This is a genomic window from Amedibacillus dolichus DSM 3991, from assembly GCF_000154285.1.
In the GTDB taxonomy this organism is placed as follows: Bacteria; Bacillota_I; Bacilli_A; order Erysipelotrichales; family Erysipelotrichaceae; genus Amedibacillus; species Amedibacillus dolichus.
Genome location: NZ_DS483477.1, coordinates 203,873 through 228,741 on the forward strand (window position 1 = coordinate 203,873; position 24,869 = coordinate 228,741).

The 24,869-nt window shown below is 37.6% G+C and carries 20 protein-coding genes and 1 tRNA gene; 17 read left to right on the forward strand and 4 right to left on the reverse strand.

Features of this window, described 5'->3' with window-relative positions:
- Position 1: 1 nt before the first annotated feature.
- The 5 genes from murB to EUBDOL_RS08230 all read left to right on the forward strand — a co-directional run bounded on the left by murB (position 2) and on the right by EUBDOL_RS08230 (position 5,803).
- The gene (murB, locus tag EUBDOL_RS08210) at positions 2-907 is read left to right on the forward strand and encodes a UDP-N-acetylmuramate dehydrogenase (RefSeq protein WP_040463662.1); all 906 of its coding nucleotides are present in this window, start codon (positions 2-4) and stop codon (positions 905-907) included.
- Positions 895-1,677 (forward strand): cell division protein FtsQ/DivIB, encoded by a 783-nt coding sequence (locus EUBDOL_RS08215; RefSeq protein WP_004800473.1) that lies wholly within the window; start codon positions 895-897, stop codon positions 1,675-1,677. The genes murB and EUBDOL_RS08215 overlap by 13 nt, the downstream gene beginning before the upstream one ends.
- A gap of 56 nt (positions 1,678-1,733) precedes the next feature.
- On the forward strand, positions 1,734-2,093 hold the full coding sequence (locus EUBDOL_RS08220; RefSeq protein ID WP_004800474.1) for an Asp23/Gls24 family envelope stress response protein: 360 nt from the start codon (positions 1,734-1,736) through the stop codon (positions 2,091-2,093).
- Positions 2,094-2,101: 8 nt separating this feature from the next.
- Positions 2,102-3,730, forward strand: a complete 1,629-nt coding sequence (locus tag EUBDOL_RS08225; RefSeq protein ID WP_004800475.1) for a DAK2 domain-containing protein — start codon at positions 2,102-2,104, stop codon at positions 3,728-3,730.
- 759 nt (positions 3,731-4,489) lie between these two features.
- Positions 4,490-5,803 (forward strand): MFS transporter, encoded by a 1,314-nt coding sequence (locus EUBDOL_RS08230; RefSeq protein ID WP_004800476.1) that lies wholly within the window; start codon positions 4,490-4,492, stop codon positions 5,801-5,803.
- 39 nt (positions 5,804-5,842) lie between these two features.
- On the opposite strand, the gene EUBDOL_RS08235 is transcribed toward EUBDOL_RS08230, so the two are convergent.
- A complete protein-coding gene (locus EUBDOL_RS08235; RefSeq protein ID WP_004800477.1) occupies positions 5,843-7,771 on the reverse strand; it encodes an aconitate hydratase in 1,929 nt (642 codons plus the stop codon).
- A gap of 115 nt (positions 7,772-7,886) precedes the next feature.
- Between EUBDOL_RS08235 and EUBDOL_RS08240 the strand changes: the two genes are divergently transcribed.
- Together EUBDOL_RS08240 and EUBDOL_RS08245 are read left to right on the forward strand one after the other, a co-directional pair.
- The gene (locus tag EUBDOL_RS08240) at positions 7,887-9,224 is read left to right on the forward strand and encodes a citrate synthase (RefSeq protein WP_004800478.1); all 1,338 of its coding nucleotides are present in this window, start codon (positions 7,887-7,889) and stop codon (positions 9,222-9,224) included.
- Positions 9,221-10,219: an isocitrate/isopropylmalate dehydrogenase family protein gene (locus tag EUBDOL_RS08245; RefSeq protein ID WP_004800479.1), complete on the forward strand. Its 999-nt coding sequence runs from the start codon at positions 9,221-9,223 to the stop codon at positions 10,217-10,219. The genes EUBDOL_RS08240 and EUBDOL_RS08245 overlap by 4 nt, the downstream gene beginning before the upstream one ends.
- Before the next feature lie 13 nt (positions 10,220-10,232).
- Here EUBDOL_RS08245 and EUBDOL_RS08250 read toward each other — a convergent pair whose 3' ends face one another.
- Positions 10,233-10,547, reverse strand: a complete 315-nt coding sequence (locus EUBDOL_RS08250) for a hypothetical protein (RefSeq protein ID WP_004800480.1) — start codon at positions 10,545-10,547, stop codon at positions 10,233-10,235.
- Positions 10,548-10,840: 293 nt separating this feature from the next.
- Between EUBDOL_RS08250 and EUBDOL_RS08255 the strand changes: the two genes are divergently transcribed.
- From EUBDOL_RS08255 to EUBDOL_RS08265, 3 genes are all read left to right on the forward strand, one after another.
- Positions 10,841-14,374 (forward strand): family 20 glycosylhydrolase, encoded by a 3,534-nt coding sequence (locus tag EUBDOL_RS08255; protein ID WP_106381525.1) that lies wholly within the window; start codon positions 10,841-10,843, stop codon positions 14,372-14,374.
- Between the two features lie 416 nt (positions 14,375-14,790).
- Entirely contained in the window at positions 14,791-15,081 is a 291-nt protein-coding gene (locus EUBDOL_RS08260; RefSeq protein WP_004798671.1) for a transposase, read from the forward strand.
- Positions 15,078-15,962, forward strand: coding sequence for an IS3 family transposase (locus tag EUBDOL_RS08265; RefSeq protein WP_328284345.1), 885 nt, complete (start codon positions 15,078-15,080; stop codon positions 15,960-15,962). Before EUBDOL_RS08260 ends, EUBDOL_RS08265 begins: the two co-directional genes overlap by 4 nt.
- 113 nt (positions 15,963-16,075) lie before the next feature.
- Here the strand turns inward: EUBDOL_RS08265 and EUBDOL_RS08270 are convergent, their stop codons facing one another.
- On the reverse strand, positions 16,076-16,591 hold the full coding sequence (locus EUBDOL_RS08270) for a helix-turn-helix domain-containing protein (RefSeq protein ID WP_004800484.1): 516 nt from the start codon (positions 16,589-16,591) through the stop codon (positions 16,076-16,078).
- A gap of 428 nt (positions 16,592-17,019) precedes the next feature.
- Here EUBDOL_RS08270 and EUBDOL_RS08275 point away from each other — a divergent pair.
- The 5 genes from EUBDOL_RS08275 (at position 17,020) to dnaJ (ending at position 21,940) form a co-directional block, all read left to right on the forward strand.
- Positions 17,020-17,102: transfer RNA gene (locus EUBDOL_RS08275), tRNA-Leu, on the forward strand.
- 211 nt (positions 17,103-17,313) lie between these two features.
- The gene (gene hrcA / locus EUBDOL_RS08280; RefSeq protein ID WP_004800485.1) at positions 17,314-18,324 is read left to right on the forward strand and encodes a heat-inducible transcriptional repressor HrcA; all 1,011 of its coding nucleotides are present in this window, start codon (positions 17,314-17,316) and stop codon (positions 18,322-18,324) included.
- Between the two features lie 9 nt (positions 18,325-18,333).
- Complete coding sequence (gene grpE, locus EUBDOL_RS08285; protein WP_004800486.1) at positions 18,334-18,939, forward strand: nucleotide exchange factor GrpE; 606 nt, start codon at positions 18,334-18,336, stop codon at positions 18,937-18,939.
- 20 nt (positions 18,940-18,959) lie between these two features.
- Positions 18,960-20,768 carry a molecular chaperone DnaK gene (gene dnaK, locus EUBDOL_RS08290; RefSeq protein WP_022420167.1) on the forward strand — a complete coding sequence of 603 codons (1,809 nt, stop codon included), beginning with the start codon at positions 18,960-18,962 and terminating at the stop codon, positions 20,766-20,768.
- Between the two features lie 65 nt (positions 20,769-20,833).
- On the forward strand, positions 20,834-21,940 hold the full coding sequence (gene dnaJ, locus EUBDOL_RS08295; protein WP_004800488.1) for a molecular chaperone DnaJ: 1,107 nt from the start codon (positions 20,834-20,836) through the stop codon (positions 21,938-21,940).
- A 24-nt stretch (positions 21,941-21,964) separates the two neighbouring features.
- On the opposite strand, the gene EUBDOL_RS08300 is transcribed toward dnaJ, so the two are convergent.
- Positions 21,965-23,308: a CCA tRNA nucleotidyltransferase gene (locus tag EUBDOL_RS08300; protein WP_004800489.1), complete on the reverse strand. Its 1,344-nt coding sequence runs from the start codon at positions 23,306-23,308 to the stop codon at positions 21,965-21,967.
- A gap of 60 nt (positions 23,309-23,368) precedes the next feature.
- On the opposite strand from EUBDOL_RS08300, the gene EUBDOL_RS08305 reads away from it, so the two are divergent.
- On the forward strand, positions 23,369-23,920 hold the full coding sequence (locus EUBDOL_RS08305) for a tRNA (mnm(5)s(2)U34)-methyltransferase (RefSeq protein ID WP_050750093.1): 552 nt from the start codon (positions 23,369-23,371) through the stop codon (positions 23,918-23,920).
- A gap of 68 nt (positions 23,921-23,988) precedes the next feature.
- Positions 23,989-24,690: a manganese catalase family protein gene (locus EUBDOL_RS08310; RefSeq protein ID WP_022420163.1), complete on the forward strand. Its 702-nt coding sequence runs from the start codon at positions 23,989-23,991 to the stop codon at positions 24,688-24,690.
- The last annotated feature ends 179 nt before the right edge of the window (positions 24,691-24,869 follow it).

Here is a 24,869-nt window from a genome sequence, read left to right on the forward strand (position 1 = left end):
ATTGGAGAAGCTTATAGAACGATTACGGCCTTATGCAGATGTAGAGTGCGATGTAAAGCTGTCTACACGTACTACATTTCGCATAGGCGGACCATGTAAATATTTTATTTATCCAAAAAATATGCTAGGTTTGTTGCGTATTTTGGATATTTTAGAGGAAGCACAGATACCGCGTAAGGTATTTGGAAAGGGCAGCAATATTTTATGCAGCGATGATGCCTATGAGGGTGCTGTTATCAGCTTGGATCGATATTTTACGGATTTTGTATTTGAAGCTGATGGAACATGTGTTGCGGCAGCTGGTACAAGTATCATACTTTTGGCATACGAAGCAATGAAGAACTCCCTAAGTGGTTTGGAATTTGCTAGTGGAATACCGGGAACCGTTGGCGGTGCTGTATTTATGAATGCGGGTGCTTATAAGAGCGATATGTCGAAAATCTTAAAAGAAGTTTATGTTTTAAAGGATAAAAGCGTTGTCAGCATGTCGGTAGAGGAATTGGATTATCGCTATCGGCACTCTTTGTTTCAATCGCATTTCGATTGGATTATCCTTGGCTGTCGTTTGCAATTAACCAAGGGAGATCAAAAGGCCATTCGCGATTTAATGGATTCCAGAAGAAAGCGTCGTATGGACTCGCAGCCTCTTGACAAGCCATGCGCCGGCAGCATGTTTCGCAATCCGCAAGGGTATCAGGCTTGGGAATTGATTGAGCGTATCGGTTATCGCGGGAAACGTATAGGCGGTGCGATGGTATCCGATAAGCATGCAAATTTTATTGTGAATGAGGATCATGCAAAAGCAACGGAAATCCTTGCACTTGTTAAAGAAATACAGCAGGAAGTAAGAAAGCAATTCGGCGTAGAATTGATTACGGAAGTGGAGAAATTTAATTGGAAGAGCTAAACGATCTGCTATACGATGACGTCGAAGCGAAATACCTTGCCCTGCAGAAAAAAAAGAAGAATCGAAAAAAAAAGAAGCGTCAAAGGCGATTGCTTATTTTAGTAATACTGATTGCTGTAATTGCCGTTTATTTTTACAGTGATATTTCCAAGGTCAATGCCCTAAAGGTTTCCGGTAATGTTTTTTACAATGAGGAAGAAATATTAAAAAAGGCAAATCTATCTTATGATACTCGTTATATGGTGATGCCGAAATGGTATATAGAATGGAAGCTTTTGAAGGATCCTCTCATTGATGAGGTTCATGTAGAAAAAAAGCTGAATGGTTCTATTTCCATTAAGGTCAGTGAGAAAGGAATGCTTGGATATCTGGTGGAAAATGAAGAAAACTATATGCTGATGGAAGATGGAAGCAAAACCGAGATCGACGAGGATAGGCTTTCTACGATTGTCGATTTCCCGCTTATTAACGGATTTGAGGAGAAAGAGCTAAAGCAGCTTTCTAAAGCTTTTTTCAGTAAAAAGGACCCGGTAGAGCCAGAGGTTATTTCCATGATTTCGGAAATTGTTCCGTATGCGACCAGCTATGATGAGCACATGGTAAAAATTATTATGTCAGATGGAAATACGATCTTTACGTCATACGAGTCGATACCTTTGTTGAACAGCTATTTAGATACACTTATGGAATTGAAAAAAGATAAGGCGTGTCTGTGGCCGGATATCAATACCGGCAGCATTCAATCCTTGGATTGTTCTACGAAAGAGTAAAAATTGAAAGTTTTAAGGCTTTTTGATATAATGATACAGATATAAGGAGGAGTATTATGTCAATTACAAAGAGTACGCAGTATGGAAATATCAATATTTCTATGGACGCTGTTGCAGCATTAGCCGGTGGCGTTGTTACAGAATGCTATGGTGTTGTGGGAATGGCATCACAGAAAATCCTTAAGGACGGCATTGCCGAACTTTTGAAAAAAGAGAATTATACAAAAGGTATTGTTGTGCGTAATACAGATGAAGGATTAGAACTTGATATGTATATTATTGTTTCTCATGGTGTAAAAATCAGTGAAGTTGTCCGTGAGGTACAGCAGCGTGTAAAATATATGTTAGAAAAAACACTTGAATTGGATTTCCGACAGGTAAATGTATATGTTCAAGATGTTAAGGTAATGAAGTAGGTGGTTGTATGACAACAATAAATGGAAAGTTATTTAAGGAGATGTTGGCTAGTGGTGCCAATCATTTAGCAAATAAATTTCGCGAAATTGACGCACTGAACGTTTTTCCTGTTCCCGATGGAGATACCGGTACGAATATGTCGCTCACTTTCAGTGCCGGAGTGAAAGACGCACTTGCATGTAGCAGTGATGATGTTTGTGATATTGCCAAGGCATTATCTAAAGGACTGTTGATGGGTGCCCGTGGAAATTCAGGTGTTATTACATCACAAATTTTCAGAGGTTTATACCAAGGGGTAGATGGCATGAAAGAAGTCAATGGTTTTCAGCTTGCCAATGCCTTAGTAAGTGGTTCTCGTGTTGCTTATAAAGCCGTTATGCGTCCGGTGGAAGGGACGATCCTTACGGTTATTCGTGAGGCAGCGGATTATACATACGCTTATGCGAGTGGAAAAGAAGATGTTAGCTGTTTAGAGGTCATGGAAAAATTGGTAGAAGAAGCTAAGGCTTCCTTAGCACGCACACCGGAGCTATTGCCTGTTTTACAGGAGGTCGGTGTTGTAGACAGCGGCGGAGCAGGGCTATTAACAATTTTTGAAGGGTTCCTGTCTGCAATGCAGGGAAACATGATTGAAAAAACAGAAAGTGATGAAACAAGTGAAGGAGTACAAGCTGCTGTTGAAAGTGATGAATTCGGCTATTGCACAGAATTTATCATTCGTTTATCAGAGCAGGGCTTAACCATCTTTAAAGAAGAAGCTTTAAAGGACGCGTTGGCACGTATCGGAAATTCGATTGTTTGTGTTCAAGATGATGATATTGTTAAGGTTCACGTACATACATTAACACCGGGAGAAGCTTTAAATCTCGGGCAGCGTTATGGAGAATTTGTTAAGCTGAAAATCGAAAACATGCAGGAACAGCATGAAAATATTTTAACGAATGCTCCTGTTGAGAAAAAAGAAGAACAAGCGCCAAAGCAGAAATATGCGATTATTACGGTTGCTGCCGGTGATGGCTTACGTGATATGTTCAAAGAGCTGCGTGCAGATATCGTAATCAGCGGTGGACAAACGATGAATCCGTCTACGGAAGATTTTGTAGAGGCTATTAAGAAAGTGAACGCTGAAAATATCTTCCTATTGCCAAACAATTCCAATATTGTTATGGCAGCACAGCAAGCGGCAATCGTTTGTGAAGATGAAAATGTTCATGTGATTCCAAGTAAGACAATTCCACAAGGCTTATGCGCATGTATCAATTTCAATCCGGATATTGATTTTGATATGAATGTAACCGAAATGAGTGATGCCTTATCACTTGTAAAAACCGGTCAGATTACTTATGCCATTAAGGATACAACATTTGAAGGTATGGAAATCAAAGCGGGAGATTACATGGGAATTAAAGAAAAGGATATTGTTCTTTCTATTCAGGATAAAATGGAAGCTACCCGTCAGCTGTTGGCTCAAATGATTGATGATGATAGCGAAATCGTAACACTTATCTATGGTGAAGATGTTTGTGAAGAAGAAGCAAATCAAATTGTTGAATATATAGAAAATAACTTTGATGTGGAAGTGGAATTAACGAACGGATCTCAGCCGGTATATTCGTTTATTATCGGTGTAGAATAAGATGCTCAAAAATACAACAAAATATTTAAAAATAGTAAAAGCCTGAAAAGTTCGGGCTTTTTTTGCATTGTATAGTATCATGAAGTATCTTAAATCGATCGTGTTTAAGTTTTTGGGTGCTTATTTGGTGTTTATCTATCCAATTCATTAAAGATACTTTCAATAGTTAATGATAATTTAGTATTTGCTTCCTATGCTGTATGTGAATAAATCTTAGATGTAACTCTTATACTGCTATGTCCTAGATGAGAAGAAATACTTTTTAAATTTACATTCTTGTAAAGTAGACATAATCTTCAGTTTCTGTTCAAAAGAGTACGGTTATTTTACACTATCTTATAAACAATATTAAAATATAAGTGAAAGAAATATACAAAATAAGAAATGTATTACAAATGTATATATTTTGAACTCTTTGTCCTATAAAACAAATTTATCAGTTGTATGAAACGAACACTAAGATATTTAAAACAAGATGATGTTTTAGAGGATATTCGTAATGCTTAAAGAGGATATAGCAAACAAGAAATACTATACAAATTACCAATAGGATTATAAATAAGAGTATTGGTTTTGCATCTACTAAGTTTCGGTTTTCAGCTATATTTTATTTTAACAACTGTTAGTAAGTTGGTACTGTTTATGTAAAAATATCGTTAAATATGCAGTTTTTCATGTTCATTCTATTTGATTCATATTATAATAAAAACAAAAAAGGGAATATTTTATGAATTAGAAATATGACAGAGAGGGCATAGTATGTTTACGAAAATATTGCGAAAGCTGCATTTTACGAAGGAAGAGATTAGTTGGATTTTGTATGATATTGGAAATAGTGCGCAGGTATTAACAACCTGTACGGTTATTTTCCCATTGCTTATTGCTAAAATTACACCGGAGAACAGCAGTGTGTATGTTGGGTGGGCAAACACCATATATGCGATTGTTTTAGCTGTTTTATCGCCGGTCTTAGGAACAGTTGCAGATTACAAAGGTAAAAAAATGCAAATGTTTAAATTTTTCTTATTTTTAGGAATTGCCGGAGGCTTTGGATTAGCACTACCTTTTATTGACTATAAGGCAGCACTCATTTTGTTTGTGATTGCTATGCTGGGGTATAATGGCTCCATTATTTTCTATGATGCCTTTATCGTTGATGTATGCGATGATGAGCGTGTGGATAAGGTATCGGCAGCGGGCTATGCTTGGGGATATATTGGCAGCGTACTTCCTTTTTTGATCTTTATCATTCCATTTGCTATTGTTACCTTGTTTGGAAATGAGCAGGGCAGTGTTATGATTGGAAACTTTGAGTTAAGCTATCGGTTAGCTTGTAGTATGACGATGGGAATGGCGGTTTTATGGTGGCTTTTTTATTCACGTCCGATGTTAAAAAATGTCAAGCAAAAGCATTATTATGAGCCGGAATCACATTATGTGAAAAAATCATTTGTAAAGCTGTGGAATACTTTTCGCAATGTGAAGAAAAATAAGAATATCTTTATGTTTTGTTTATCTTACTTTTTTTATATTGACTGTGTAAATACGGTTATTAAAATGGCAGTAAGTCTAGCTACCGAGATGGGGATCAGTGATGTAATGAGCTTGGTTGTTGTAATTTTCATCAATATCATTGCCTGTCCGGCATCAATTATCTTCGGTAAGCTTGTCGGTCGCTTTGGTTCTAAAAAAATGATTTATGCCGGAATTATCGGTTATATCGGAGTTATTGCTAGTGGTGTGCTTATTCAAAGCAATGCTAATTTCATTTGGGTCGTGGCAATTTTAGTAGGATTGTTTCAAGGAGGTATTCAATCCGTATCAAGAAGCTATTTTGCAAAGCTGATACCGGATAAGGCAGATAGTAATGAATTTTTTGGTTTCTTCTCAGTGTTTTCTAAATTTTCGGCTATTCTTGGACCGATGTGTGTGTCCGTATTGATTATGCTTACCGGAAAAACACAGTATGGGATATTAGGCTTGATACCCTTGATGATATTGGGAGCAATCTTTTTAGCCTTTGTAAAGGATCCGGATAGTGAAAAAGAAATGCTTGCGAAAAATAAAAAGTAGTAATAAAAAGCTCTGCCGATTTGACAGAGTTTTTTTATGCTAGGTAGTGCTTTGTTGTAGACGAATAAGATTTAAAGTACCACCAGCCTTTATCGTTTCGATTTCTAAATACGTAAGGTTGTGATTCACAAGGAAATGCGTGTTCTTGGTAGTATTGGATACGGTTAAAGGTGTATCCGGGTGTAGATTGTGTAAATTATCAATCATTAGCTCATCGAATTCATCAATAGCATCATAATCGCTTTCTTCTTGAAAGGTTAGAGGAAGAATGCCGAAATTGATAAGATTCGCACGATGAATGCGGGCAAAACTTTTGGCAAACACGGCTTTGATTCCTAAATACATCGGAGCAAGTGCCGCATGTTCACGAGAGCTTCCCTGGCCATAATTACTACCGGCAACAATAAATCCTCCATTGTTCGCAAGGCAGTCATCATGGAAATCGGCTTTTACATTCATAAAAATAAATTCACTGATTTTCTCGATATTGCTGCGATAAGGCAAAACTTTTGCACCGGCAGGAGCAATATGATCAGTAGTAATGTTATCACCAACCTTAATTATTACTTTTTTATGGATTTCATGATCTAATGGGGTATTGATTGGAAGTGGTTTGATATTTGGCCCACGAACTACCTTTGTTGTCTTAGCTGTTTCCTCACTTGGAATAAGAATCATGCGATCATCAATGTTCAATGTATTTGGTTCTTCGGGCAATTCGTAATCTATCGTACGTGGGTCCACAAGATAGCCGGCAAGTGCACTTGCTGCAGCTGTTTCGGGAGAAACCAAGCAGACCTTAGCACTTAAGGTTCCACTGCGTCCATAGAAATTGCGATTGAAAGTACGAAGTGATAAAGCGTTAGAAATAGGAGATTGCCCCATGCCAATACAAGGTCCGCAGGTGCTTTCTAAAATGCGTGCACCGGAAGCAATCATAGTTGCTAAACCGCCATTGCTTGAAAGGGTATGCAATACCTGTCTGGAACCACAAGAAATAACAAGGGAAACATTCGGGTCGATCATTTTTCCCTTTAAGATATTGGCAACACTCATCATATCTAGGTAGCTGGAGTTGGTACAGCTACCGATAGCAACCTGATCTACCTTAAGACCGGCAACCTCACTTACCGTTAAAACATTATCCGGAGAGTGTGGCATGGCAATCATCGGTTCAAGCTTTTCCAAATCCAATTCGATGATTTGATCATAGCAGGCATCATCATCGGCAAACAGTTCTTTATAATCTTCTTCACGTTGCTGTTTGCGTAAAAATTCTTTTGTTACCTCATCGCTTGGAAAAATGGAGGTCGTAGCACCTAACTCGGCTCCCATATTCGTAATGGTTGCACGTTGTGGAATACTGAGGTTTTTTACTCCATCGCCGCTATATTCAATAACTTTACCCACGCCACCTTTTACTGACAAAATTTGCAGGATCTTTAAGATAATATCCTTAGAGCTGACACCTTTTGATAAGCGGCCATGCAATCTTACATTGATGATTTCCGGCATTGCCAAATGGAAGGGTCTTCCGGCCATTGCACAAGCAACATCTAAGCCGCCGGCTCCGATTGCAAGTGCTCCTATGCCTCCTGCTGTTGGTGTGTGTGAATCACTGCCTAATAAGGTTGTTCCCGGTTTCGCAAAGCGCTCTAAATGTACTTGATGGCATATTCCGTTTCCAGGTCTTGAAAAAAGCACTCCATGCTTCATTGCTACCGTTTGCAAATATTTGTGATCATCAGCATTCTCAAATCCGTTTTGTAGCGTATTATGGTCTACATAGCTGATAGATAAATCGGTTTTTACTTGATCTACTCCCATTGCTTCGAGCTGAAGATAGGTCATCGTACCTGTTGCATCTTGTGTTAGGGTTTGGTCGATGTGAATAGCAATCGGCTTTGTTCGCTGTAAAGCTCCTTCACTTAAATGTGCTTGTATAATTTTTTCTGTAATTGTTGGCATGCATCTACCTCCTTTATCAATGATTCTATTATACACGAAACAGAAAATATTTTCATTTGATTTTATGAAAATTATGTTATAATTATGAAATAAGTTACAAAAAGGAGGGGATAGTATGGAGGATAAACTTTATGCCTTTTATCTAGCCGGTAAAAAGGAAAATGAAATTCCTAATGCGCTGTATCGTAAATATAATGTGAAAAAGGGCTTGCGTAATGAAGATGGGACCGGTGTACGTGTCGGTTTAACACGAATTGCAGATGTGGTTGGCTATGAAATTAGGAATGAAGAAAAATGTGATGTAGCGGGGAAATTGTATTACCGTGGTATAGAATTACGAGAATTGATTAACGGGTATTCAAAAGCACAAACTTACGGATATGAAGAAATCTGTTTTTTATTACTGTTTGGATATTTACCCAATAAAGCACAGATGAAAGAATTTTGCGAACTGTTGCGCTCTCACTATGAGTTGCCTAAGGATTTTTTAGAAACCAAGTTTTTGCAAATGCCCGGTAAAAATATCATGAATCGTATTCAACAGGCAGTGCTTAGTTTGTATGACTATGATGATAAAGCAGATGCTACCGATATTTCCAATACGCTTTTGCAAGGAATTGATATTCTGGCAAAGCTTCCTAGTATTTTGGTGTATGCCTATCAATCCAAGTTGCATCGTTATCATCAAGAATCCCTTGTTATTCATTTGGTACAGCATAATTTATCCATAGCAGAAAATCTTTTGTATATGCTAAGAAAAGATAATCGCTATACAAAGCTAGAGGCACAGCTTTTGGATATGTTGTTGATTGTTCATGCCGATCATGGGGGAGGGAATAATTCCACTTTTACAAATGTTGTGATTGCTTCCACCGGAACGGATATATATGCGGCTATGGTAGGGGCGATTGGTGCTATGAAGGGACCAAGGCATGGAGGCGCAAATATGAAGGTAAGAGCCATGTTAGAGGCGGTGGTTGAAAAAATCGGATATTGTGAGGAAGAAGAAGTGATTTGCAATCTGATCAATCAAATTTTGGACAAACGTTTTTTTGATGGCTCAGGTTTGGTATATGGTATGGGGCATGCAATTTATACATTGAGCGATCCAAGAAGCGAAGTGCTGCAAAGCTATATCGAGATTTTGGCTAAGGAAAAGCAAAGAATGAGCGAATATGCTTTTTATAAACGCTTTGAGGCTTGTGCTAAAAAAGTGATGTGGGAGAGAAAGCATATTCGTATTTCCAGTAATGTCGATTTTTATTCCGGCTTTGTTTATGATATGCTAGGGATTCCGCAAGAATTATTTACTCCGCTGTTTGTGCTTGCCAGAACGGTTGGGTGGTTGGCGCACAATATTGAAAATAAGCTGTATGATGGGCGCATCGTACGTCCGGCAACCAAATATGTCGGAGAGCTACAAGACTATGTGAAGATGGAGGATCGTTTATGAAAACTGTAACTGTGTTTCGAGGAGATGGTATCGGACCGGAAATCTGCGATGCCGTATTAGAGATTTTAAAGTCCGCAAAGGCAAAAGTAACATTTGAATGTTTTGAGGTAGGCGCAATGGAATATGAGCGAAATGGAAAGCTGATACCAGATGAAGCGTATGCCTCTTTTGAAAGAAATAAGGTACTTTTGAAAGCTCCGATCACTACTCCGATCGGTAAGGGATTTCGTTCGTTAAATGTAACCTTGCGCAATAAGTATGATTTATATGCGAATATTCGCCCGGCAAAATCGAATCCGGCAATTGTAACACCATTTCCTAATGTTGATCTTGTAACTTTTCGAGAGAATACTGAAGATTTGTATGTCGGTGTGGAAAAAGTGATTGATGAAGATACGGTGCATGCGACAAAAATCATTACCCGTAAGGCGAGTGAGCGAATCATTCGTGATGCGTTTGCATATGCGTTAAGCAATCATCGTCATAAGGTAACGTGTGTGCACAAAGCAAATATTTTAAAACAAAGTGATGGTATGTTCTTAGCTATTTTTTATGATATTGCCAAGGAATATCCGAGTATTATGGCAGATGATAAAATTGTTGATAACGTATGTATGCAGTTGGTTATGCACCCACAAGCCTTTGACGTATTGGTAATGCCAAATCTTTACGGTGATATTGTTTCGGATCTAACCAGTGGCTTGATTGGTGGATTGGGGCTGTTGCCAAGCTGTAATATCGGAAAAACGTATGCTATGTTTGAGGCAGTGCATGGCTCTGCACCGGATATTGTCGGTAAACATATAGCAAATCCAACAGCTTTATTGTTATCGGCATGTATGATGCTTGATTATTTAAAGGAGGAAGAAACAGCAAGCAGAATACGTACGGCGGTTGATGAGGTGTTGAAGGAAGCAGTTTCCTTAACACCGGATTTACATGGAACAGCAACGACGCAGCAGTTTCGCGATGCCATAATCGAACATTTGTTATAAGAAAAAATGAAGGCTAGTTGGAAGAACAAAAATCTTCAAACTCCTTCATTTTATTATGCAGCATTAACAAGTCATAAGCTTCGTTATCGTTAAGCTCTTTTTCATATTCATCAATAACATTGCAGACGGTTTCACTTAATGGATAAGGCTCTCCGCTTTGGGTGCGGATAAAATGTAAGTGCCAAGCTTCCCGATTGGCAGAAAGATAAATAGAAGCACAATCCTCACCCATATCTCCCCAAATGGCTTTGGTATATAAATCGGTAAAGAATTGTAGCTTTGTTTCTGCAAAATACTTTCGCAGCTCGCTTAGTTTTTGTGGTTGCATAGCTTCTCCTCATTTCTTATAAGATAAGGGTATCTCAGTCATCGAAAGAAGTCAATGGAATAGGTAGCGAAATTTTAAATGTAAGAGAAAAATAGGAAAGTATGAATTAAATCTTTGTGAAATAAGCATGTTGATATGGAGGTATTTAAGCTGTATGCAAACATCACCCTCTTTGTATTGACAGCGCTTACAAGCAATGATACTATTGACATATAAGTGATGATTGGTTGTTTGTTTCATAGCAACCATCATTTGTGTATATGCAAAAAGGTATATACGGAAAGGACTATACTATGACGTGGACAAAGGGAAAATGTAGTAAGGCTATGTTGGCATTGTTGCTTGCCTCTTATATGGTATCAAACTGTGCAACGCCGATTATAGCAAATACGAATACTCGTAATGCCGTTGTAAAAGAACGTGTTACGTATTCAGAAGATGCTTTAAGAAGAATGACGAATCCGGTGCCGCAGCACTATACTGTTCAAAAACAGGAGCTATGGCAAATGTCGTCAAATACAAGACTTGTCATTTTAGCAAATGAAGAAAATATGAAGAATAATCGTTTAAAAGAAGTTGTACAATTGGTAAACAGCGAATTTATGGATAAAGAAATCGGTGCGAATAAGTCAACACCATTAGCGATGATCTATGCTCCAAGAGATGCAATAAGCACAAGTGATATTCTTGTTACTGTTGATCGTAAGAATCCGATAAGCGAAGAGACAGTAAGCGAAGAAGCTTATAAAATCGAAATTGATGAAAACGGGGTTCGTTTAACGGGTGCATCGGAGACAGCGGTTCTATATGGATTAAGAACTATCCAACAGCTTATGATTGCCAATGACGGATTGGTTTATGGAACGATCGTTGATTATCCCGATATGAAGGAACGTCGTATTCATGTTGATTGTGCACGTAAGTATATTTCGAAGAATTGGTTCATTCGTTTAATTCGTGAAATGTCTTATATGAAAATGAATGCTTTACAAATGCATTTTTCTGAGAATCTCGGTTTTAGAATAGAATGTGAAACAGATCCTGCAATTGTATCGAAAGACGGATATTTAACTAAGCAAGAGGTAAGAGAAATTATTGCGGAAGCTAATAAATATGGTGTGAAGATCATTCCGTCTTTTGATAGTCCGGGACACGTTGATCAGATTCTAAAGGCCCACCCGGAATTTGGACAAGTGAGCAATACAGGAGAGCATTATAAATCCGGTCTAGATATTACAAATCCAAAGGCTGTTGAGTATATTCGAAGCTTATATTCCGAATATATGGATTTGTTTGAAGGGTGTACTGACTTCCATATCGGCGGTGATGAGTACATGGAATTTGACCGCCCACCATTTACTACACAATATCAAAGTGTTTTAAATGAATATGCCAAAAAGACTTATGGAGAAGGCTATACTTGGAAAGACGCAGTAGCCGGATATATCAATGATTTAGCTGAGTTTGTGCATGAGCGTGGTTTTACTCCGCGAATTTGGAATGATGGTATTTATTATGGTGAAAGCTATGCTCCTCAAAAAATTAAAATGCATGATTATATAGGAATTGATTTTTGGTCTCAGATGTCATGGAATCCAAGCATCGCTAAATTACAGACGTTTGTAGATAAGGGGCATGATACAATTTATAATATAAATGCAAGCTTCTTTTACTATGTTTTACGAAATGATAAACCCACTGATGGAAGAGAACAACATTCTTTTGATAATTTGAATGCAGATAAGAAAATTTTTGAAGAATTTACACCGGGTAAATTTCAATCAAATACGGTAGATGACAACTCTGCATTTATTAAAGGTGCTTCTTTGGGTATTTGGTGTGATAATCCAAATCTTGTAGATGAAGAAGTGATCATGGACGATATTCATGATGAAATGCGTGCATTGGCAAGTAAATCTTGGAATACGCAAAGCAATGCGAATTATACTTTTGAACAGTTCAAAGAAAGCTATACAAAACTTGGAAATGTAGCCGGATATGAAAAAGGAACAAAGTTACCATATTCAGGAGAGGTTATTTTGGCAGATGATTTAGGAAAAGTAACCTTGAGATATGTAACAGAAGATGGAAAAAGTATTAAGAATGATGCTGTGAAATATGGCAAAATCGGAGAAAATTTTGAATTTAATGCAGATGCTATTTATGGATACCGATTACTTTCTGAACAATCAGTACAAGGTATTTATCAAAAAGAGGAGGCTGTTTATACTTTTGTATATGAATTGTACTGTGATAAAACGCAATTGCGTAAGGAAATCGAACAACCATTGTTGACAGAGCATTATATTCGCGAAACGATAAGCGACTATACAAATGCTTATACACAGGCAAAAATAGTTTATGAAAAAGAAAATAGCACACAATTAGAAGTCGATCAAGCTTTACAGACGCTTTTAAAGGCAAAAGAAAAAGCAATACATTTGGATTTTTACCCTCTATATGTTGAGGCAATGTATCCGTTGACCAATGAAGGCTATATATCTGGGTATGAGGAATATTTAAACGCAGTCGAAAAAGGGCGTGCAGCATTAAAGGATCAAGCATTAACAGTAGATGATATGCGAGCTTGTTTTGATGAAATCGTTGCTGCTAAAGGTAAGCTTATGAAGCCTGATGGCAACATACCGACTGTAAAAGCGACAGATGCGTATTATTCCTCAGGTGTTTATCCGGCAGATAAATACAGCTATGAAAAAATGCTAGATCATGATCCGTCTACAAAAACTTGGTTTAATGCAGATCAAACGAAAGATAAAACAATTCAATTTGTTTTCCCTAACGTAGTGAAAATGAGTCAGATCAAAATTGAACAGCCAAAAGATTGTGGTGAGGACATCATCGAAGGTGCTGATGTTGAAGTTTCATTAGATGGACAGCAATGGACTAAGGTAGGAGATCTTAATAATGTATTAGACAAAACGATAACCTTTGAAGGTACGAACGTAAAATATGTGCAGATTCGTTTGACGAAAGATAAAAAGAAATGGTACCAAATTCAAGATATCTACTTTACGTTTGAACAGATCCAAGAGGATAATACATTAAGAGATTTGATCCAAGAGGCAGAGAACTTAGATTACTTAACGAAAGACATCGATTATGTTTCTGAGTTGGTTGATAAGCTAATCGCGGCACAAAAAGCGTATATTCATAAAGAAGAGGATACACAAAAGGTTGAAGATGATTTGCGCAAGGCGATGCAAGCCCTTCAAACGTCCGGGGTATTGGATTTTACCGAGTTGAATGAATTGATTGCTTATGCGGAAAAGATTGATTTGTCGAATTATACAAATACAGAGGAATTTGCAGAGGCTTTAAAAGCGGCTAAGGAATGTGCGATAAATGCAAGAAGTCAGCGTGAAATCACAGCAGCTAAAAATCAGTTGAAGAATGCTATTGATACATTAGAAGAAAAGGAGGAAACACCTGTCGATAAGAAGGTATTAGAAGAAAAGCTTTGTGAAGCCAAAGCCTTAGATGCTACAAAATATACCAAGGAGAGCTATCAGGTTTTAGAAAAGGCTATCAAAGAAGCGGAAGGTGTTTTGCACGATCAAGATGCGACACAAGAAGATGTAAATAGACAAGTGCTGAATTTGAAGGCGGCAATTGATGCGTTAGAAGTAATAGATGTGAAGCCGATCGATCCAATCAAACCGTCTGAACCAACTGATCCAATGGACAATGAAACGACCGAAATACCGAATACCGCAGACAGATCAAATTTAGGAATATGGATTGATTTGTTAGGAGTATCCACAATTGTATTGCGTTGTGAATATGCAAAAAGAAAGTATAAAAGATAATAAAAGAGATAGGCAATAGGAAGCTTTTATTATGTGAATGAGGAAGTAAGAGGGATAATAAAGAATTTAGAATAATAAGGAAAAATAGTAAGTGCGATTCTCTAAGCCAAAGAATACAATAAGGAATTGTATGAAAGGACAGAGAATCGCATTTATAAAATTATCTGATTTTTGATTATCTGCATAAATACGATGCTTTTCAAGCATTTTGAAATATATTGAAATATTCATTTTATCATGCATTTATCACGATTGAATGCGCCTTGATATGATAGTAAAACCGCACTAAAAAGACACCATAAACTTACGTGGTGTCTGATGCTAGAATAAAAACCGTATCAGTTAAATGTGAGAGTTAAAGCATCTTATGGTATACTGTCATAAATTATTAACACAGAAAGAAGAGGAATTTAATTATGGCTAAACCTACATTTACAGATGAATTTAAACAAGGAGTTGTTCAGTATGTACTTGATCATCCTGATGAATCTAAACTTTCTATTGCTAAACGTTTTGACATTGCTGACAGTACTGTTCATAAATGGGTGAAAGATGCTGATAAAAATAATGGTACTATTGTTTCCAGAGGTTCTGGTAATTTCTCTAGTGATGAAGCTAAAGAAATTGCTCGTTTGCGTAAGGAGCTTAAAGATACACAGGATGCGCTTGATGTCTTAAAAAAGGCTATTGGCATACTGGGAAAATAACGAAACAGGAACTTTATTATCAAATCAAAATAAAAAAGCAGAATGATAATAATGCTTCGATTTCCGGTATGCTCGATAAACTTAATGTCAGTAAATCAGGATATTATGATTATGTTAACAGAAAACCTTCTAAACAAAAAGTTAGAAAACAAGAACTCAGTAAAAAAATAAAAGCAATTCATGAAGAATCACATGAAATTTATGGAGCACCGAAAATAACTGTAAAACTGAATCAGTCAGGAATAAAAGTCAGCGAAAAATATGTGGGCAATATTATGCGTGAGATGGGTATTAAAGCCCATTATATCAGACCATGCACAATAACCACTAAGGACAGTGATTTTTCATCAAAACTGAAGAATATTCTAAAACGTAATTTCAATCCTGAAAAGCCGAATTCAGCCTGGTGTACAGATATAACCTATATTTGGACACAGGAAGAAGGATTTGTGTATCTGACAAGTATAATGGATTTATACTCAAGAAAAATAATAGCCTGGAAACTAACAAAAACAATGGAAGTAGAGGAAGTATTAAAATGTCTGGAAGAAGCAAAAAGGAGGAGAAAAACAGATAATCCGGTAGTAATACACAGTGACAGAGGTGTTCAATTCACATCAAAAAAATACTATAATCTAACGGTAGGAATGATCGGCAGTTACTCTAAAAAAGGGAATCCATGGGATAATGCATGCATAGAATCATTTCATGCATTGATAAAAAGAGAATGGCTAAACAGAAAAAAGATAAATGACTATTCAGAAGCCTATCAGATGGTATTTGAATACATAGAAGGATTTTACAATACAGTAAGAATACATTCTCATTGTGATTACCAATCTCCAAACAAATATGAAAAAACTACTACCAGAATAATTTAAACTAAAAATTGAAAATTCTTATATTTTAGTTGTCCGAAATCTTGACATAGTACCAGTCTTTGTTAAAGGACGGTCAATTCGAAGATTAACTGCTTTGTGTGAATGGGTATGAATCATTGTTTTCTATATGTGAGTACAATACCGATTACAGAAACGATAAAAACGAATGGTGCAAATCTCACAAATAAAAATTCGAAACCATGAAGTAAAGTGCCTGCAATCGCTGATTCTGAATTGTTAAAATCCCAAGACAAATATTCACTATTCATAGCTATGAGGGCAATAAATACTGCTACGATAATTATGCATAAGAAAATAAGTAAATAACGAATAGTTTTAATTTTCCTTTTGTTTCTTTTAGCGAATTGAAGATTAATAACCTCAAGTTTTTTAGAAATATTTTTTAAATCTTTCTCGTTTAAACCTTCTTCTTGTATGGTTTCTCCTAGCAAGGTACTTACAGATGTATCTAGTTCTTCTGCCAACGAAACAAGCATACTAGAATCGGGGACAGATAAACTTTTTTCCCATTTAGATACTGTTTGCCTTACTACATTTAGCTTTATAGCTAATTCTTCTTGTGAAAGTCCTTTTGCCTTTCGTAGATTTCTAATATTTTCATTCAACATATACTATGCCTCCTTTGTTTTGATACAATTATTAAATATTAAAACAGCCGTTGCTACAAGTAACGCAAATTAACAAATGTATTATTGTACCAAATTCATTTCTAATACTTACTCCATACCCGCATTATATTAATTCAGTATAATTGCTACAATGAGGGTTGAGTCAGCAACACTATTTTTTTGATCGTCCTTGTGCTGTAAGATTCTGTGGATTGCCTGCGTTTTGGTAACTTTCTGCCTTTACATATCAATTTATGTATTATATTTCCTATAATTAAGGCAGAAAAGCGACTTTATAATTATATAAGTAGAAGCTTCTGAAAAAATTAACAAGTTTTATGATTGTTGAGAAAATAAGTTTAAAAAAATGAAAAAAGTGATTGCTTTTATGAATGATGTATGCTAAAATAACAGAGCAATTAAGGAATGCGGGTGTGGCGAAATTGGCAGACGCACCAGACTTAGGATCTGGCGGGCAACCGTGGGGGTTCGAGTCCCTTCACCCGCACCATATATTGTAAATGAGCCTTGAAAAAGGCTTTTTTTGTGCTTTATGGAAACTATGTAGTGATTGAACTAGGATTAGAACCGTGAGAATTACTTTTAGGTAAAACAATAAAATAAAAAACAAAAAGTTTAGCACTAAAGTGTTGACAGTGCTAAAGAAATGGCATATACTATTAGCAGACATAGAGGTTGAGTGCTAGAAAGGAGTGCTGAAGATGCTGACAGAACGGCAAATCAAGATATTTAAAGCTATCGTAGATGTTTTTACTAAAACAGCAGAGCCGGTCGGTTCCAAGGCATTGATGGACGTGTTAGACTTCAGCTGTTCCAGTGCAACCATTCGTAATGAGATGGCGGCTCTTGAAGAAATCGGTTTATTGGAAAAAACACACACCTCTAGTGGACGTATCCCTAGCAGTAAAGGGTATCGCTTCTATGTAGAGCACCTCATGGAAAAACAATTAGATGATTCGGTGAAAAATTCTTTACAAAAAGTTTTCAGCGAACGTCATTATTCGATTGAGGAAATTGTTAAAAAGAGCTGTGATATTTTATCACAGATGACTTCACTTACTTCTGTTGTTCTTGGACCGGAAAGCCGCTCGCAGCTATTGCAGCATATACAGCTGATTCCATTGACTCAGCGCAGTGCGGTTGCAATATTCGTAACGGATCATGGACATACCGAAAATAAAACCTTTCATTTCAATACGGACGTTAGTATTGAAGATATTAAGACTTGTACGGATTTGTTAAATGATAAGCTAAGTGGTACACCGATTTGTGATGTTGTTGATCGAATGCGGGAAATCGAACCGTTGTTAGCTAGTCATGTTGCTCGTCATGAGGTTTTATTTGAGGCGTTTGTCAACGCATTTATGCGTTTCGCAACGGAAAATGTTTATTGCAGCGGGCAATCGAATATGCTGTATCAACCGGAGTTTGCCGATATTGAAAAGCTGAAGGAGCTTATGAAAATGTTGGAGGATAGCTCTTTATTCCGTCAAATTGCCAATCATGAAGGAAATATGGCGATTGAAATTGGCGGTGAGCATGAGTTGGTACAGGTTGATAACGTAGCCGTTATTTCCAGTAAATTTCGTATCGGTGATAATGAACAAGGGGAATTGATGGTTGTCGGTCCGACACGCATGCAGTACAACCGAGTTGTAGCGTTGATGGAATATATGAGCAAAGTTATTGAAGATATGTATAATGAGCGATAGGAGGTCAATATGCAGGAAAAGGATTTAAAGGAAAAGGAAATTTGCGACTGCGAAGAAGCTGAAGAAAAGGCAGAAGCGGTTGTTGAAGAAGAAACAAAAGAGGATACGAAAAAGGAAGATAAAAAAGCAAGTAAGTTTTCTAAAAAGAAAAAGATTGAAGAGTTAGAAGAAGAAATTATAAAGCTGAAGGAAGAAGTAGCTGCTAGTAAAAATGCCTATTTTAAAGCGTATGCAGATGCAGAAAATCTGAAGAAACGTTTGCAGGCAGAGGCAGATAATGTACGTAAATATCGCATTCAAAGCTTTGCTGTCGAGGTACTTCCGATTATTGATAACTTGGAACGTGCATTAAATGTAAAAAGCGATGATGAGAGTCTTAAAAATTATGTAAAAGGCTTTGAAATGATTTATCAACAGCTGATTGCCACATTAGAAAAAGAAGGCGTAAAGGAAATTGAGGCGTTGAATAAGCCATTTGATCCAAATGTTCATCAAGCGTTGATGCAGGAAAGCGTAGAAGGCGTAGAAAGCGGCATTGTTGTCGAGGTTCTGCAAAAAGGATATATGTTAAAGGATCGTGTATTACGAGCTACACTTGTAAAAGTGAGTGAATAAAGTTAAAGGAGGAAATGATTATGAGTAAAATTATTGGTATCGACTTAGGAACAACAAATAGCTGTGTATCTATTATGGACGGCGGTGAATGCAAGGTAATTACAAATCCCGAAGGAAATCGTACAACACCTTCTGTAGTTGCTTATAAAAACGGAGAACGTATTGTCGGTGATGCTGCAAAACGTCAGATTGTAACAAACAAAAATACAGTAAGCTCTATTAAGCGTTTGATTGGTACAAACCAAAAGGTAGAAATGGAAGGTAAGCAATATACTCCACAGGAAGTAAGTGCTATGATCCTTCAATATTTGAAAGGATATGCAGAAGATTATCTTGGTGAAAAGGTAGAAAAAGCGGTTATTACCGTTCCTGCATACTTCAATGATGCACAGCGTCAAGCTACCAAAGATGCCGGTAAGATCGCCGGTTTGGAAGTTGAACGTATTATTAACGAACCAACCGCTGCTGCACTTGCTTATGGTATTGATAAGACAGAGCAGGAACAGAAGGTTCTTGTATATGACTTAGGTGGAGGAACATTCGATGTTTCTATCCTTGAACTTGCAGATGGAACATTTGAAGTATTATCTACAAACGGTGATACAAAGCTTGGTGGAGATGATTTTGATAATGTTATCGTTAATTGGATGATTGATACCTTTAAGAAAGAAAACGGTGTGGATTTAAGCAAAGATGCAATGGCAATGCAGCGTTTGAAAGAAGCTGCCGAAAAAGCAAAGAAGGATTTGAGCAGCATGGTTCAAACACAGATTTCTCTGCCATTCATCTCTGCCGGTGCTGATGGACCGCTTCACTTTGAGGCAAGTCTTACACGTGCAAAATTTGATGAAATGACTAAGTCTTTGGTAGATCGTACTATGGAACCGGTTAGAAATGCATTGCGTGATGCAGGACTTACCAAGAATGATATTCATCAAGTATTGTTAGTAGGTGGTTCTACACGTATTCCTGCTGTACAAGAGGCTGTTAAAAATGTACTTGGAAAAGAACCAAACCGTTCTGTAAACCCTGATGAAGTAGTTGCTATGGGTGCTGCTATCCAAGGTGGTGTTATCGCAGGAGATGTAAAAGACGTATTGTTGCTAGATGTTACACCTCTAAGCTTAGGTATCGAAACTATGGGTGGTGTTATGACCGTGCTTATTCCACGTAACACGACAATTCCTACAAGTAAATCACAAATTTTCTCAACGGCAGCAGATAATCAGCCGGCAGTAGATATTCGTGTATTGCAGGGTGAGCGTCCAATGGCAAACGATAACAAAGAGCTTGGTATGTTTAAGTTAGATGGTATTGCTCCTGCACGTCGTGGTGTACCACAGATTGAAGTTACCTTTGATATTGACGTAAATGGTATCGTTCACGTATCTGCTAAGGATAAAGGTACAGGTAAAGAACAATCTATTACTATCCAGAACTCTAGCGGATTGAGTGATGAAGAAATCGATCGTATGGTTCGTGAAGCAGAAGAACATAAAGCAGAAGATGAAAAGCGTAAAGAAGAAATTGATTTGCGTAATCGCGCTGAGGGCTTCATTGCTCAAATCGATGGAATGCTTGCGGATAACGGCGATAAATTAGATCCTAAACAAAAGGAAGAAACTGAAAATCTGCGCAATGACTTACAGAAGGCATTAGATGAAAACGACATGAGCGCTGTGAAAGAAAAATTAGAGATGCTTGAAAAGGCTGCACAAGCTGCAAGTGCTCAAATGTATCAACAGCAGCAGGCACAGGGCAATGATGCCGGTGCTGGTGCCGCTCATGATGATAATGTTGTCGATGCTGAATTTGAAGAAAAGAACTAAGAACGTAGTATATACAACTCCTAGCGAATGCTAGGTTTTGTATGTTCTAACGCATAAGGAAGGTGATGACTTTGGAAAAAAGAGATTACTACGAAGTCCTTGGATTAAGCAAGGGCGCAAGTGATGATGAAATCAAAAGAGCATATCGTAAAATGGCCAAGAAATATCACCCGGATATTAACAAAGAAGCCGATGCGGAAGCAAAATTTAAAGAAATCAATGAGGCTTATGAGGTCTTAAGTGATCCACAAAAAAAAGCAACCTATGACCAATTCGGTCATGCCGGTATGGACGGCGCAAGCTTTGGCGGCGGACAAGGGTTTGGCTTTGATGACTTAGGCGATATCTTCGGTTCTTTCTTCGGTGGAGGATTTGGCGGTGGCTCTCGAAGTCGCAGAAATACCGGTCCGATGAAGGGCAATGATCGTTTTATGCAAATGCGTATTGATTTCATGGACGCTATTTTTGGCAAGACAGAAACGATTACGGTAGAATTGGATGAACAATGTGATACTTGCTTAGGCTCTGGTGCAAAAACCAAGGCTGATGTGAAAAGCTGTCCGAATTGTGGAGGCAGTGGTACGGTAACAACGCAGCAGCGTACACCTTTTGGTGTATTTCAATCACAAGGAGTGTGTCCGCAATGTAATGGTAGCGGTAAAAAAATTATCAATAAATGTCCAAAATGTGGTGGTAAAGGCTATGAGCATAAGCGTGTAAAGCTGGATATTAAAATTCCTGCCGGTATTCAAAGCGGGCAGCAGGTGCGTATCGCCAATAAAGGAGAGCGTGGCATCAATGGTGGTCCAAATGGTGATTTGTATATTGAAATCATCGTATCACGCCATAAACAATTTGTACGTGATGGAAATGATATTCGTATCAGTATTCCTATTAGTGTAGTTGATGCGGTACTTGGCTGTAAGATTGATGTTCCGACTGTTTATGGTGATGTAGAATTAAGTATTCCTGCCGGCACGCAGCATGGACAATTGTTCCGTTTAAAAGGAAAGGGTGTAAAATCCTCTCGTGGTCAAGGCGATCAATATGTGGAAATACAGTTGGAAGTGCCTACAAAGCTCAATAGAGATGAAAAGGAATTGTTTGAGAAGATTCGTGATAAGCGTAAGCATGAATCACCATTTGAAAAGTTTAAAAAAGCATTTAAGTAAGTAAAACCTCCCGTTTGGGAGGTTTTAGCTTTTAAACGTTTTTAACAGAGATAGCAAATTATCTTTTGTATTCTGACTTGGATCATCAATAACGGTCTGATAAAGCATTTCCAAGGCTTTTTTTATATCTGCACCTTGATATCCCAATGCGATTATATCATGTCCGTTTACCGCTAAATCTTTTCGTTGAATCATGTCTTGTTCTTTTTGCATCTGCAAAAGCAAAGCTTTCGATGCAAGTATATTTTCAATGAGTTCCTTTTGAAGCTTTGGGTGCTTGGCATGATTATCCGCAAGCTGTATATCAAGTATATCAAGGGCAAGCTCTATGTCGTTATCTAGTTTTGATAGAAAGCGTCGTAAGACTTTGCGTTTTGGGCATACGTAGTAGTCATGAAATGCAATCAGTGTCGTAATATATTTGATGGCAGTATTGGAATAATGGAGCTGTTTCAAACGCTGCTTGGCTATTTCCTTGGAAATTTCCGCATGCCCGTGATAATGCACAATACCTTTTTCATCGAAGCTTTCACAAAGTGGCTTGCCTAAATCATGAAATACGATGGCAAGCTTTTTTTCTAAGTTGTAACCTTTGCTATGGTTTAAGGCAATATCGGTGTGGGTAAATATGTCATACGCATGCCATGGGGTCGGCTGTGGTGCGTCATAAATGCGCTGCATTTCCGGTAATATAAGTTCAAGAACATTGGCCGCTCTTAAAAAATGTAAGGCATTTGGTTTATCGCTGCATAGATATTGATTAAACTCTGCCTGTATGCGTTCTTTTGAAACATAGTCGATATCCATAGCGTGTGTCAGAATTGCTTGCCAGGTTTTTTCTTCAATCGTAAAGGATAATTGAGCTGAAAAGCGTAAGGCACGTAGGATACGTAGGGCATCTTCTTCCATTCGTTTGTTAGGATCTCCTACACAACGTATGGTTCTTCGATGGATATCTTTGATGCCGCAAAAGGGATCGATCAAACCATGAACGGGGTGATAGGCAATTGCATTGATCGTAAAATCACGGCGCTTCAAATCCTCATAAATTGATTTGGTAAAGGATATATTTGCTGGTCTGCGATGGTCGATATAGTCATCTTCTTTTCGATAGGTCGTAATCTCAATAAAGTGTTCTTGGTATATTAGGGTTAGTGTTCCATGAGCGAATCCGGTTGGTAAAATGTGTAAACCTATCTGTTGAAAAAGTGCTATGGTTTCTTGTGGCAGAGCATTGGTGATTACATCATAATCGTGGCAGTTACGCTTACAGATAGCATCACGAACACAGCCACCGACAACGAAGGCTTCATAGCCATTAGCTTCGTAAATTGCGAATATATCGAGTATGTATTGTGGTAGCAGCATGGTTTTCTCCTCCTTGTTTCTTTATTATAATTCGTCTATAATAGCTTGGGAAGTGATGATGTGAAAAAAATAGTGGAAATGACACACGATATTATGCGCAATTATACAAAATCAAAAGGAATTGCGGTTGATTTTACGATGGGGAATGGCTATGATACACTTTTTTTGGCACAGCAGGATTTTGCAAAGGTTATTGCATTCGATATTCAAGAAGAAAGTCTCATGCGTACCAAGGCACTGCTTCAGCAAGAAAAACAGCTTGCGAAGGTAAATCTGATTTGTGATGGACATGAAAATTTAGATGCTTATGTTTCTGCTTTTGATGTAGGTATTTTTAATTTCGGTTATCTTCCGCAAACGGATAAATGTGTAACAACAAAACTTGCGACAAGTAAAATAGCTGTTGAAAAAGCACTTGCATGCTTGGCTGTGCATGGAGTATTGCTATTGGTGTTGTATCCCGGACATGAGGAAGGGAAAAAGGAAGCTGATTATTTCTTAGAAAAAGCTAAAGCGTTGCCAAGCAAACAGTTTGCGATTTGCCATATCGCATTGATGAATAAAAAGCAAGCACCGAGTATTTTGGTGATTGAAAGACAGGCAAAAGGATAAAATTTTCTTTGTTTTTTACATAGAGTTCACATAAAGGGACACACTAAAGTGTGAAAGGAGTGAAATTTATGTTTAAACATGAGAAGAAGCTAATGCACAAGGTGCGTGTCGAGAAGCCAAATCCGCAATATGCGGTGTTGATGCAGGAACAATTAGGAGGCTGTAATGGTGAGTTAAAGGCTGCCATGCAATATTTATCGCAATCCTTTCGTGCGAAAGACCCTGTATTTAAAGATTTATTACTTGATATCGGAACTGAGGAACTTTCACATCTTGAAATTGTTGCGGAGTGTATCAACCTACTAAATGGCGGAGATGTAGATTATAAGAAAATTGATAGTGGGGAATTGGAAACCATGGTAACCTTTGGGTTAAATCCGGCATTGATCAATTCCAGTGGGAATCCATGGACAGCAGATTATGTTACTGTTACCGGAGATTTAGCTGCCGATTTATTGGCGGATATTGCCAGTGAACAGCGTGCAAAGGTCGTATATGAATATTTGTATCGTCAAATTGATGATAAATATGTAAAAGAAACCATCATGTTCTTGTTGGAGCGAGAAGAAGCACATAATGCTTTATTCTGTGAAGCCTTAAATAAAATCACTCATGATGGTTCGAATAAAAACTTCGGAATCAGTGAAGATAGCCGCTTATATTTTGATTTATCAAAGCCGGGACGTTATTTTGATGATCCGAAGCCGGAACCGGTGGAAATGAAAAATGCACCGGGTTGTAGCTGTAAGGATAAAAAGGCAAAGAAGTAGCCTAGGAAGAACTGTGTTTGATAAGAGTCGTTAAAAAACTCAATATAACACAGTTTTTTTCTATCCATGAAATTCAGAGATAAAAAATGGGAAAGGTTAGTAAAATGCAAAATTTTAGCACTCTATAGTTGACAGTGCTAAATAATGTGCTATACTATATTTAGCAGTTAGGTTTATAG